14 protein-coding genes are annotated in these 12,324 nt (G+C 42.4%); 11 read left to right on the top strand and 3 right to left on the bottom strand.

Annotated elements, in window-relative coordinates; genetic code table 11:
- Window positions 1-29 precede the first annotated feature (29 nt).
- The gene (locus tag R7D93_RS11920) at window positions 30-977 is read right to left on the bottom strand and encodes a LysR substrate-binding domain-containing protein (protein WP_130545035.1); all 948 of its coding nucleotides are present in this window, start codon (window positions 975-977) and stop codon (window positions 30-32) included.
- 97 nt (window positions 978-1,074) lie between these two features.
- Here R7D93_RS11920 and R7D93_RS11915 point away from each other — a divergent pair, with 97 nt between their 5' ends.
- Complete coding sequence (locus tag R7D93_RS11915; RefSeq protein ID WP_213898575.1) at window positions 1,075-1,284, top strand: DUF1127 domain-containing protein; 210 nt, start codon at window positions 1,075-1,077, stop codon at window positions 1,282-1,284.
- A gap of 68 nt (window positions 1,285-1,352) precedes the next feature.
- Here the strand turns inward: R7D93_RS11915 and R7D93_RS11910 are convergent, their stop codons facing one another.
- Both R7D93_RS11910 and R7D93_RS11905 read right to left on the bottom strand, forming a co-directional pair.
- Entirely contained in the window at window positions 1,353-3,044 is a 1,692-nt protein-coding gene (locus R7D93_RS11910) for an AMP-binding protein (protein ID WP_031779037.1), read from the bottom strand.
- 148 nt (window positions 3,045-3,192) lie between these two features.
- Window positions 3,193-3,918, bottom strand: coding sequence for a helix-turn-helix domain-containing protein (locus tag R7D93_RS11905; RefSeq protein WP_130545037.1), 726 nt, complete (start codon window positions 3,916-3,918; stop codon window positions 3,193-3,195).
- Window positions 3,919-4,254: 336 nt separating this feature from the next.
- Between R7D93_RS11905 and R7D93_RS11900 the strand changes: the two genes are divergently transcribed.
- The 10 genes from R7D93_RS11900 (at window position 4,255) to R7D93_RS11855 (ending at window position 12,324) form a co-directional block, all read left to right on the top strand.
- Window positions 4,255-4,428 (top strand): Flp family type IVb pilin, encoded by a 174-nt coding sequence (locus R7D93_RS11900; protein WP_031781043.1) that lies wholly within the window; start codon window positions 4,255-4,257, stop codon window positions 4,426-4,428.
- Window positions 4,428-4,916: a prepilin peptidase gene (locus tag R7D93_RS11895; protein WP_031781044.1), complete on the top strand. Its 489-nt coding sequence runs from the start codon at window positions 4,428-4,430 to the stop codon at window positions 4,914-4,916. The genes R7D93_RS11900 and R7D93_RS11895 overlap by 1 nt, the downstream gene beginning before the upstream one ends.
- Window positions 4,917-4,978: 62 nt before the next feature.
- Entirely contained in the window at window positions 4,979-6,292 is a 1,314-nt protein-coding gene (locus R7D93_RS11890; RefSeq protein WP_165401630.1) for an AAA family ATPase, read from the top strand.
- Window positions 6,293-6,305: 13 nt separating this feature from the next.
- Window positions 6,306-7,061 (top strand): Flp pilus assembly protein CpaB, encoded by a 756-nt coding sequence (gene cpaB, locus R7D93_RS11885; RefSeq protein ID WP_005386448.1) that lies wholly within the window; start codon window positions 6,306-6,308, stop codon window positions 7,059-7,061.
- A 7-nt stretch (window positions 7,062-7,068) separates the two neighbouring features.
- Window positions 7,069-8,532, top strand: coding sequence for a type II and III secretion system protein family protein (locus R7D93_RS11880; protein WP_005386449.1), 1,464 nt, complete (start codon window positions 7,069-7,071; stop codon window positions 8,530-8,532).
- Between the two features lie 13 nt (window positions 8,533-8,545).
- Window positions 8,546-8,770 (top strand): hypothetical protein, encoded by a 225-nt coding sequence (locus tag R7D93_RS11875; protein WP_031781045.1) that lies wholly within the window; start codon window positions 8,546-8,548, stop codon window positions 8,768-8,770.
- A gap of 25 nt (window positions 8,771-8,795) precedes the next feature.
- Window positions 8,796-10,115 (top strand): pilus assembly protein TadG-related protein, encoded by a 1,320-nt coding sequence (locus tag R7D93_RS11870; RefSeq protein WP_167415419.1) that lies wholly within the window; start codon window positions 8,796-8,798, stop codon window positions 10,113-10,115.
- Between the two features lies 1 nt (window position 10,116).
- Entirely contained in the window at window positions 10,117-10,581 is a 465-nt protein-coding gene (locus R7D93_RS11865; RefSeq protein WP_031781046.1) for a TadE/TadG family type IV pilus assembly protein, read from the top strand.
- Window positions 10,578-11,111 (top strand): TadE/TadG family type IV pilus assembly protein, encoded by a 534-nt coding sequence (locus R7D93_RS11860; protein ID WP_005386454.1) that lies wholly within the window; start codon window positions 10,578-10,580, stop codon window positions 11,109-11,111. The genes R7D93_RS11865 and R7D93_RS11860 overlap by 4 nt, the downstream gene beginning before the upstream one ends.
- Window positions 11,112-11,115: 4 nt before the next feature.
- Complete coding sequence (locus R7D93_RS11855) at window positions 11,116-12,324, top strand: AAA family ATPase (protein WP_005386455.1); 1,209 nt, start codon at window positions 11,116-11,118, stop codon at window positions 12,322-12,324.

Below are 12,324 nucleotides of genomic sequence, written 5' to 3'. Positions count from 1 at the left end.
TTCCTATTTAGCGTTTGTTTTGACGATTGTTATGATGCCGTTCTAGTACTGTTGCCTTTTAGGTCAATGGTCCTAAAGTCTGGTACCACTGACTTTTCAAATATTTCTATTTCTTCCTTCAACCATTGCGCAAACAATTGAGCTTTAGGTCTTTTTAAGTAGCCTTTTGGCGCACACAAGTAATACGCAAAGTTGGGCTTGATAGCGATATCTCCAATTCGGACCAATTTGCCAGAACGAAAATATTGATGAGCTAAACTGTGTTTTACTAATGCCACGCCTTGAAGTGATAGTGCAGCCTCAAGCACGAGATGTGATCCACTGTATTTTAAGGTAGGCTTTGCTGCGCAGTGACCCAAGGTTGCTAACCACATATTCCAATCAAGATCAGGCCAAACATCTTCAATCAGCTCAGCTTTGCTTAAATCCTCGATGTTATAGATCCCGTGCTCTTTCTGGTACACCGGATGACAAGCAGGATAAAAAGCTTCGTCCATCAGCCATTGTGATTCTAAATTGGGATATTTTCCTAAACCGTAACGAACACATAAATCTATCTGACTATCTTGAAAAGACACCAAATCATTGGTTGGTTCTAATAGCAAGGCGATATCAGGGTGACGCTGGCGAAAAGCCGTAATTTTCGGGACTAACCAATGATGAGCGAAAGAGGGGAGTGTTGATATCGAAAGGTGGTTCGGGTTTGGATCTTGATTGACTAATCTAACCCCTTGCTGCAAATGAGCAAACCCTCTTTCTGCCTGACTAAACAGTAGCTCTCCCTCTGGTGTGAGCACGATTTTTCTGTGCTGACGAACAAATAGGTCCGTGCCTAAGAACTCTTCTAAATGACGAATTTGCTGACTAATGGCCGCTGGCGTAACAAACAGTTCTTTTGCTGCCGTTTTAAAGCTTCCTTCCTTTGCTGCAACGAAAAAGTAATACAAGCCCTGTAAGGGAGGCATTCGATCTTTCACATTAGTTTTCCTTAACTCTATGGCAGATTCTATCGTTTGAGGATATCAGCGTAGTCGCTGATTATTAAGTGGTCAACATTGTATAGGAATCTTTGAAATGGAAAACATGACACACACTTGTGAGCGTACTATACCTACTGCCCATCAGAGCGGGTTACAGTTAATTTATTCTAAACTGGCGGCTTGGAGAAGGAACTATAAGACACGTCGTCACTTGAGAGAGTTACCAAAGCACCTTTGGGACGATATTGGATTAGGTGAAAGGGAGATTAATTGTGAAGTGAGTAAGCCATTCTGGAGAGAGTAGTTTATGAGTTTGATTCAAGCTCAAAGTTAAGCTGCACTCCCCAATGGCGTTGAGGAGTGCAAGCAAAATTACAAGTCTTCTTCCCACACGACCAATTCATCTTTTGGCCAATTGTGGCCTATCTCATGATACTTTTGTTCGAGCACATGACGTTTAATTTTAAGTGTTGGCGTCAGTACGCCATTTTCTATACTCCAAGGTTCTTTAATCATTAACACGCCTTTGATTTGCTCATGAGAGGCGAGTTCTTGATTCATCCTGGCAATAACTTTACGTGTGGTACGTGCGTATCGCTCTCGATCAAAGTTAGGGAAGTCATGTGGCACAACCAAAAGAATCGGAGCGGGTAGCCCTAAACCGATGAGACACATCATCTCTACACGACTGTACTCGAAAAGCTTTTTCTCGATAGGAACCGGAGAGACAAATTTACCTTTGGCTGTTTTGAAGTTATCTTTTTTACGGCCTTGAATCGTTAGATAACCATCTGAGTCGATAGCGCCGATATCGCCTGTGTGTAGCCAGCCCTCTGAATCAAAAGACTCTTGGGTGGCAATGTCATTTTTGTAGTAGCCAGAAAATAGCCCTTTGCCACGCACCATGATTTCATCATCAGCTGCGATTTTTAACTCAATGCCTGGCCCTGCATTACCGACACTACCGATTTTGTCAGCTCTAAATGGGTAGTTGAGCGTGCTGTAGGCAAATGATTCCGTCATCCCCCAAGCCTCTGTGATATCAAGGCCCACTGAGTGGTACCATTCCAACAGCGCTGGCGAGACAGGTGCAGAGCCACAGCCTAATACTCGAGCCTGATCTAAACCTAGACCATCTGCTAGCTTTTTCTTGATCAAAGAATTGACGAATGGGATTTTCAACAGAATATTGAGCTTCTTCTGTGGAAGTTTGTCTTGAATACGTTGCTGGAATAGCGTCCATAACCGTGGGACGGAGATAAACAGAGTTGGTCGGTGCATCTTCACATCTTCGATAAAAGTGTCCAGTGACTCTGGAAATGCTGTTGGCACGCCACCCATAATCGATGAACCGAAGATATAAACACGCTCTGTAATATGAGCGAGCGGTAAATAAGAGAACAGTCGGTCGTTTTCTTGGATACCAATATGATTGATCAGTTGCTGAACAGACCAACTGAATGCGCCGTAAGTTAGCATCGCGCCTTTCGGTAACCCTGATGTGCCTGAGGTATACACCAACGACATTAGCTTGTCATCGTAATGCTGCGGACGCTCTTCACTTGGCACTGCATCAGCAATGAGCGCTTGGTATTCGTGCTTACACTTAGGTGCCGTGTCATAAGGTAGAGCGATGCTAATGAGTTCAGGCATAGCATCAATGACTTGCTGAGTTGCTTTGGGATCATCGAGTTTTCCGCCAATGATCGCTTTACTTTCACTATGAGTCACACAGTATTCGATGGTGTCTGCACCGGCGGTAGGAAAGATTGGCACACTGACATAGTCACCAAGCATCATAGCAAGATCGCAAATAAACCATTCTGCACAGTTTTTAGATACTAACGCGACTTTGTCGCCAGGCTTTACACCAAGCGAGCGTAGTGCGCTGACAAGTTTTAAGGCTTGATCTGCAACATCAGAGAATGTGTACTCAACAAACTGTCGGTTAATAATTTGTTTTAGGTAGACCTCATTTGGACGCTCTTGAGCCCATTTGAGGATCATTTCATTTGGTGGTGGGAGAGCGCAACCAGCAGCGCTATTTAGATTCGGCTGATTCATTTTAAGTGACTCCATGTCTTCTCATTGTATTTATAATTGTTAACGCATTGTTAACTTTAGCATGTTAAATCGCGACACGGGAATGCATTTTGATGAAATATGTGGGGAAGATAGCGTTAGTTGTTCTGACAGTTGCTACAAATAAAGCCTAAAACTGCTGTCGATAATTTGCTGGAGACAGACCTGTTTTTTTCTTAAAAATTCGAGAAAAGTAAGAAACGTCTCGATACCCGCACTGATAAGCAATGTAAGCAATTTTCATCGATTCATTTTCAATTAGCATTTTCTTAGCTAATGAAATGCGTTTCGCCGTGACATAATCACGAAAGCACATACCCACTTTACGGTGGAAAACTTTGGAAAAGTAGTTCGGCGAGTAATGACAAAGAGCGGCTGCTTCCTCTTCTCTTAGGTCCTTATGAACGTTATTGGCGATGTAATGGACTACGTCTGAAAAGTTTGACTTGCCGCTTCGAGAGAAAAGTTTATCTACCGAGATTTGTTCTTCGTCTACTTTACTATGCAAAAAGTATTTCAATTTTATTTGTGAAAGCCAGATAGGAAGAGTGAGCTCGTTCAACTTATAATATTCCGCACAAATATGCTTGGGCGGCAAGTGAGGAGCCGTATCTTTTGGAGATACGACGATTAGTTTTTTGTCGAGGTTTTTACAGAGCGTTATAACACCTTTCAAGTGCTCTTGATGATCACAGGTTATGTAGTAAAAGAAATAGCTATGTTCTTTATCGCTGAGGACTGAGATATCTTTACTGCAGTCCATAATGTCAAAGCACCCATCAAACTCACAACGAAATTGTTCCGGCAGCGAGCAAAGGGTCTCTCCTATCCAGTAAGCTTTGGTCTGTTTATCCATATGAATCCTGCTCAGTACGTACTACACCAATGTTAGTATGCATTGAGGTCAGTCGAGCCTCATTCCTTGAGCTTCAGACCTCACCCTTTCGTTTATTAAGCTTAGGCTTATATAGTCATACTGCAAGTGTGAAATGTGTCACATAGCTTACAGTAATGTGTCTTATTTATGATACATTTCGCCTCTGAAGCGCAGACAGGCAAGAAAGTACTAACCTTTGGCAAAAAAGTCCTAACCCCCCTAATTCTTGATGACTAATGTTTAAGCATGATTCGGGTGTATATGATACCTGCGTCATGGACAAGCGAGATTTGGTTAAATAAAGGGGATAATCTTATGGATAACTTTCGCAATCTAATCAAGGACTTCATGGAAGACGAAGAGGGGCTAACACTTTTGGAGTACATCCTAGGTGCGGCACTAATTGTTACTGCATTCTTGACTTCAGGCTTCTGGACAACCTTGTCTAACAAGTTCACTTCAGTAGCTGGTCGTATTAGCTCTTCGTAATGGTTAGCGAGTTAATTATTTGGTCATTACTTATTGCGATTGGAGTTTCAGACGCACAGAAACACAGAATACCGAATAAAGCGGTGCTTATGCTTTTGGTTGCAGTAACTGCAAACGTAATTTACAACCCAGCCACAACTGGTTTGGATCATTTATATGGTGGGTTGGTTGCGTTTGCGGTGTGTTTCGCGCTGTATCTTTTCAAAGTAATGGCTGGAGGAGACGTTAAGTTACTCGCCGTCATAGGGGCATGGTTGGGATTGAGTAACCTTGGGGAAGCGTCTACCGGGATAATACTCGCTGGAGGCATTGTCGGCATTTTTTATCTAATGCTACATGTGTCATCGACTAGTGTTGCTCTATCACATCAGATTAAAGGGTATTGCTTAGAAAAAGTAACACCAGGTTTTAGGTCCAGTAAGCCGTTAGTCATTCCATTCGCGCCGATAATCGTAATTGGATTAGCTTATTTTTCCTATACCCACTAAATAAAAATAATAAATGGCATGCAGCATCAGTTGGCTAAGCAACTTCAAGGAGGGGAAGTGTGATGGGCTCTGTGTATTGGGAAAAACTCGTGCCACAAATAAATCCACCAAAAGTACCTTCATCGGTAGAAGGTCTTGGCATACCGGCTTCAGTCGTTGAAAACTTAGTGTTGAAACACCTGTCAGCTTATCCGAAATGTGATTTGATCGAGTTAACACAGCGGTTATGTGTGGTTTCAAATATTGTTGAACTTGCTTTGGCGCAGTTGAGGAAACGAAGCTGGGTTGAGGTATATCAGCCTACATCTGAGAAGCTAAACCATTCGTACTCGAACATTCGTTATAGTCTAACGGAATTAGGACTTGCGGAAGCAGACATTGCATATAGAAAAGATCCATATATCGGTCCTGTTCCAGTTTCTTTGGAAGAGTATTGGACCGTTGTTGAAGGACAAGATCTACGCAAAAACCCTGTTACCCGTATCGATGTAGAGCGTGCATTATCTGATGTTTTTGGCTCGGATCACTTAGTTCCTGTTCTCGGACCTGCTATCAACTCTGGACGAGCTTTGTTGCTTTACGGCCACGCGGGTACTGGTAAAAGTTACGTTGCATCAAGAGTGCTCAATGCAATGAACACTTCGGTGTTTATTCCTTACGCCGTATATGCCGATGGCAACATCATCAAAGTGTTCTCAGAGCATCATCACCGTCGTTTAGACAACTCCCATTCTCAGGTTTTCGTTAAGTTGGAAACCCATTACGACAAACGCTGGGTTCTTTGTGAAAGACCAAACATTCAAGTGGGCGGTGAGCTGACATTGGAGATGCTTGAGGTAAACCACAGCGAGCATAATCGTGTATGGATTGCGCCACTTCAAATGATGGCTAACAACGGAATCTTAGTGATTGATGATCTCGGTCGTCAGTCAATGCCTGTTGATGCCTTGCTAAATAGATGGATCGTTCCAATGGAATACTTATTTGACCATCTGGCGCTGCCAAATGGTCAACAAGTAACGGTGCCATTTATGCTTACTTTGGCATTCTCATCCAATTTTGCACCAAGCAAAATTGCTGACCCTGCTTTTTTACGCCGTCTGGGGTACAAAATTGAGTTTAAGCCACTTGGTGATGATGACTATAAAGCGCTTTGGTTATCGCTGTCCAAAGACTTGCAACTCGCGTTGTCGCCTGAATTCTTTGACACATTAAATCAATTGCACCGTGAAAATAAAATGCCTAATTATCCATGCTTACCTAAAGATCTTTTGGGCATTAGCAGAGACGTTCTCGTTTTTGAAGGAAAACGAAAAGTCGTCTCATCAGACATTTTAACTCGTGCCTGGGGACTGTATTTCACAGTGGATGAATAGGGAGATCTAAATTATGAGTCGGACTCAAGTCATCATGCTATTGCTACTCTCCATTGTTTTCGGCCTTGCTGCCGTGTTGATAGCTAAACAATGGATGGATGGCAGAAACCAACCAACAGTCGAGTTAGAAGAGGTCGAAAGGCATCCCGTTTTAGTTGCCGCCATGGAGCTAGAACCAGGAACTATTCTCTCTGAGAAACATTTGTCTACTAAGCTCATGGAAGTGGACTGGATAGATGATGAAACATTGAAAGTAAAAGAACAGGCATTGGGAAGAATCGTTGCCAATACTATTTACGCGGGTGAACTTGTTAACCCTCATCGCCTTGCCCTACCTGGTGAAGGCGCAACACTTGCTGCATTAATTCCAGAAAACAAGCGAGCAATCACTATTCGCGTAAATGACGTTATCGGTGTGGCAGGTTTTTTGTTACCAGGCAACAAGGTCGATGTCCTGAATACAGTGAGTTATGGACAAGGTAAAAACGCCACAACAAAAACAGTGCTTAAAAATATCAATGTTCTTGCGGTGGACCAAACAGCCAAAACGAATGATAACAAACCCGTGATTGTACGCGCTGTGACTTTAGAAGTAACACCGAAAGAGGCAGAAAAGCTCTTATCGGCGAACAGCAAAGGCGATATACAGCTTGCTCTGCGCAACCCTCATGAAGTGGATAAACCTGTTGTAGCAAGAAAATACACGCCACGACCTAGTGTGACCATTATTAAGGGATCTCAGGCATCCAGTGTCCGAGTCAGCAATTAGGTGAATTATGAAAACAATAATATTACTTGTTAGCCAGTTACTTTTCGTCAGCTTGTCTGTTAACGCAGCTACGGCGCAGTCAGGAAAAGTCGTAACCGTTGCACATCACCAATCAACTCAATTGATGATTTCAGGCCAAGCAAAGAAAGTGACGTTAGGGGATCCAGAAGTCTTGGATATTTTAGTGCTCAGATCGAACGAGCTGTTTCTTATTGGTAAGAAGTTAGGTACCACGAATGTGTCGGTGTGGGATCGCCGAGGCCGGTTAATTGAGCAGTTTAACGTGGAAGTCACGCATGATCTAAATACGCTTAAGTCGAAGCTTTATCAGTTCTTGCCGGATGAAAATATCGAAGTGCACAGTGCGCAAGAAAAAGTGGTACTTAGAGGCTTGGTCAGCAGTCAGCAAAACATGGACACTGCGGTCAAAATTGCTGAAACCTTTGCTTTGGGTGAAGCGGCAGATGAAGAAGATGATAGCTCTAAAGATGATGAAAGTATGGTCATCAATCTACTTTCTATTGGTGGTGCTCAACAGGTAACGCTAGAAGTTACCGTTGCCGAAGTACAGCGCACACTTGTAAGACGCTTCGACTCAAACTTCCACTTTTTCCAAAGAAGTGGGGACTTTACTTGGGGTGGTACGACTGCTGGTGGCGGTATTGATGGCATTGGACCGATTTTGAACGTCCCAACAGTCGAAGATTTCGGTTTTCTCGGATCGTTTATTGACAGTAATACCTTGTTTACCTTTGCGCTTGATGTGGCGAAGCAAAATGGCGTAGCGAAAGTGCTGGCAGAGCCTAGCCTTACCGCATTAAGTGGTACGCAAGCCGAGTTTGTCGCTGGTGGTGAATTCCCAATTCCAGTACCAAATGAAGATGGTATTACCATCGACTACAAAGAGTACGGTGTTCAACTCGACTTTGTTCCGTTTATTTTGAGCGATAAGAGAATCAATCTCAAACTGAACGTCAATGTGAGTGAAATTTCCAATTCTGGTGTGTTGACGTTTAATCCAAACGAAGTGAATGCCACTTTCTTTATTCCACCAATCACAAAACGAAGTGCTGGTACAACGATTGAGCTAGCAGATGGTCAAACCATTGGTATTGCGGGGCTATTGAGTGAAAACGCGCGTAACGTTGCGAATGGTATACCTGGTGCGAGTGATCTACCTGTGTTAGGCCGCTTGTTTAAGAGTGAAGAATTTACCTCTGGGGAAACAGAACTAGTCATTCTGGTTACTCCTCGATTAGCAACCCCAATTGATCGACGTCGAATCACGCTACCAACAGATGGTTTTGTTGCTCCAAACGATGTGGAGTTCTATTTGCTTGGTAAAGGTGCTGAGTTGGATTTCGATAGGTACCAGCTAAACGACATCAGTGAAGAAGATACTAACAACAATTTTATTCAATACGGTTCGTCAGAAGGTGGCTCTGAGGGCAAGTTTGGGCACAGTCTATAAGTGGGAGAACAAGATGAAAAGCATAATGATAATGACCATTTGTTTCACATCATTCGGCTTGTTTGGCTGTGCGAATGACCCCGAGCTTGGTATCTCGGTTAGCCAGCTGCGCGCTGAACAAACTCTGAATCCAGAAGCCTGGTATGAGAATTTGGGCTACTTACCGGAAGGTAGTGGTGAGCGCACACAAGTTAGCTTAGAGGTATATAACAACAATGGGGTAGCCAAAGATGATTAAGTGATACGTTCACTTAGGAGGGGCTATGCGAAGGAATATGCATATAGCGCCAAGGAGAGCTCAGAAAGGGATTACCTTGGTATTAATTAGTTTAGTTTTATTATTTTTACTTGGTGTTGCAGCCTTTGGTATTGATTTGAATCACCAAGTACTCAATAAAACAAGACTACAAAACGCGGTCGACTCCGCTGCATTAGCGGCTGCGGTTGTCGTCGATGAAAGGACCGACGCGGCAGATTTGGCTGAGCGGCTTAGTTTAGCGACGCAAGCGGCGAATGATGCTCTGACTCATTCTGCTGCGTCTGATGGGAACCAAGAATTAGTTTACACGGGGGAAAACATAGATGTAACTTTCTCAAATTCGAACGCTAAAGGCTCATTTGTTGAAGCTGGAGAGTTCTCTTTGGGCAGTGACAGCGACATCTATGTTCGTGTTGCCGTTAGTAATGTTCTTTTGACACAGTATTTAAGTGGCATGTTTGGGCTCGACAAAGGGGTGTCAGCAAGTGCTGTTGCAGGACCAAGTGCGCCAAGCATTACTACATGTAACGTGTCGCCTATTGCTATGTGTGGCGATGTAAGCTCAGCTGATCTGGCGTGGGGATACATTCCTTCTTCAAACCCAAACTACAATGGCGCACAAGATCGAGATGCTGACACTATTCATGTATTGAAACCATCAGGGCACACGGATGGTGGCATTGGGTCGGGTAACTATCACCTTTTAGACTTTGGTTCCGGTAAAAATACAGTAAGAGAAATGCTGGCAGGGGATACTGAGGAGTGCATAACAGTCGGTGATTTAGTCACAACAGAGACTGGTAAAGGTACGGGACCAGTAGCTCAAGGTCTAAATACGAGATTTGATGGAGGTAAGCCAGATGAAGGCATTACTTCAGATAAGTACATCGAAGAGTCCAACGTAACATACGACAATTACCAACAACAATATCAGGATGCGGAAGACCCGGCCGTTGATAACGATGCGTTTTATTATGCTGATTATGTCGAAGGGTTAGCCGCTTGTACGGGTGGGCCTGGCGCGTGCAAGTCGCAATATTACCGAGCGGATGGGAAAACCGATAGAAGGGTATTACGAGTGCCGATCGTTCGTTGTGATGAAGCTCCAAAAAAAGGCGGCAAGATGGATTTAGAAGTACTGGGCCTAGGATGCTTTTTTGTTACTCAGGAAGTGCAAAACAAGGGGAATGAATCGGAAATATTCGGTCAGTTTCTAGAGGATTGTACGGTAAAAAATGCGTCGTCTGGGGTAGATCCGGATGAAGATGGAGTTGGGCCATACAAAATCGTTCTATACAAAGACCCGTCAAGTGGAGGGTCTTAATATGATGTACTCCAATAGAAAGCATCAGATGAAAAAGATGGCTAACCAGAAAGGACTGGCAATTATAGAGTTTATTCTTGCATTGCCAGTGCTACTGATGCTGACCGTATTAGTTATCGACGTGAGCCGAGCTTTTATTCAATACACAGAGGTCAACAAAGCGTTGCAAAATGGCGCACGGTATGCCGTGGTTGATACTTATGGCACGTTAGATTTTGAAGGCATAGCTGAAGAATCTGATATTAAAAATGTGGTGATCTATGGCACGCCGAGTGGCGTTGGTACGCCGGTAATCGACTATATTGAAGCTGCTGACATTATTGTGACTCAACCAACGGACACCAATAAGGTTGTCACCATATCGGCTACTTATAATTATGAGCCTATTTTCTCAACCTTACCTTTTACCGGAACCTCTTTGGCTTTCAGTATTGGCTCTTCTGCGTCAATGAGGACTAGCCCATGAAACAATGGATAAGGAAACAGAAAGGACTGACCCAAGTTGAGTTTTCGTTAATTGCACTTGCGGTAATGTTAGTACTGTTCATGATTATTGAGTTTGCAATCTACTTTTATTCAGTGCAAATGGTCAACGAAATTACCAGGCGAGCGGCACGACTTGCTACGGTTTGTTTTATTTCTGAACGTGATGAAATACCTAATCATCAAGCTTTGGAGAGTCTATATCCTTCAGGTTTTACCGCTAATAATTTACAAATCGAATATTTAGACGATACAGGTGCAACTGTTGATGTGTCGGACTTTTTGAGTACTCCACCTGCAGCATCTACAGTGTTAGATGCTCAGTTTTCAAAAATAAAATATGTTCAAGCAAGAGCAGTTGATTATGAATTTAAGTTTTTTGTGTTAGCTGCGCTTATTAGTGCAGTAGGAAAAACGCCTGCTTTTGAAACTGTATTGCCGGCAGAAAGCTTAGGTGTATTAAAGCCTGAAGCTGATAACCCAGCTGTTTATTCGGATTGTTCCGCGGAGTAGCTTTATGTTGAAACCAGTCAAAATGGATAATGAAACACATAAAAGTTTAAAAACTAACTTGATTATTTGGATAGTTTATTCTACATCAAATTTTAAAATTCACATTGCTGATGAACTATCAAGGTGTGTAAATCTAAATATTGATTGGATAGAGCTAGATACCTTTAACTTGGACTTTGTGAAAAATAAGCAAGTTCCTGATCTCATTTATATTGAAACCGGTGAAAGCTGGGCTCAGAAAGTGGCTCATGTTTATTCTAGTGACAGCAGTTTACAGCATAATCATACCGCTTTGATTGTATTTGGCGACGAGAACGATACTGCATCCCTTAAAATGGCATTAAGGCTTGGGGCAACAGATTATTTGTCTCGTTCGGTTGATTTTGGCGAGCTATATCCTTTATTAAAATCTACCGCGGATGAAAAGATTGCCAATAAGAAAATGGGCGATCTAACATTGTTTATTAATACAAAAGGTGGCTCTGGAGCAACCACTTTGGCTATTAATACAGCAATAGAATTATCAAGCTATGCTAAGAGTAAAGTGTTGCTCGTTGACTTGGATATGCAGTTTAGTGATGCCGCTGATTATTTAAACTGTAAGCCTAAATACAATATTAATGATGTGATTGATTCTGTTAATGATTTAGATGAATTATCACTAGAAGGACTAGTCTACCAGCATCCTTCAGGTTTGAATTATTTGTGTTTTAACCAAAATGATCCAAAAGGTAATTACAAGCATGCGGTTCAAGTTAGTAAATTATTACCTATTTTGAGGCAGTTTTACTCACATATTATTGTGGATTTATCTCATGGCGTTGAGCACGTTTACCAACAAATTGTTTCTCCGGCAACACATGTTTTTTTGATTCTGCAACAGAATGTTACCTCGGTGAAGCATGCTGTTAGTTATATACGTTCTTTAGAATTAGACTATGGTTTAAGTAGTCATCAGGTTGAACTAATTGTTAATCGTTTTGAAAAGAAATCGACAATATCGTTGAAAGACATTGAAAATGCGGTTAGTGGACATGCAATACACTTAGTACCTAATAACTTTGCTATTGCTATCGAGAGCGCTAATTTGGGCAACCCAATTGTTCAATCTAAGAAAAATAGTGCGCTGAAAGCGTCTTTGGCTGAAATATCGCACTTATTAGAAAGTCCGACCAAAGAGAATCAAAGTTGGATAAAAAAACTATTTTCTTAG

It is taken from the genome of Vibrio sp. YT-15, assembly GCF_033337445.1.
Taxonomy (GTDB): Bacteria; Pseudomonadota; Gammaproteobacteria; order Enterobacterales; family Vibrionaceae; genus Vibrio; species Vibrio alginolyticus.
The sequence above is the reverse complement of the archived record's forward strand: the minus strand, read 5'-3'. Positions and strand labels throughout refer to the sequence as shown.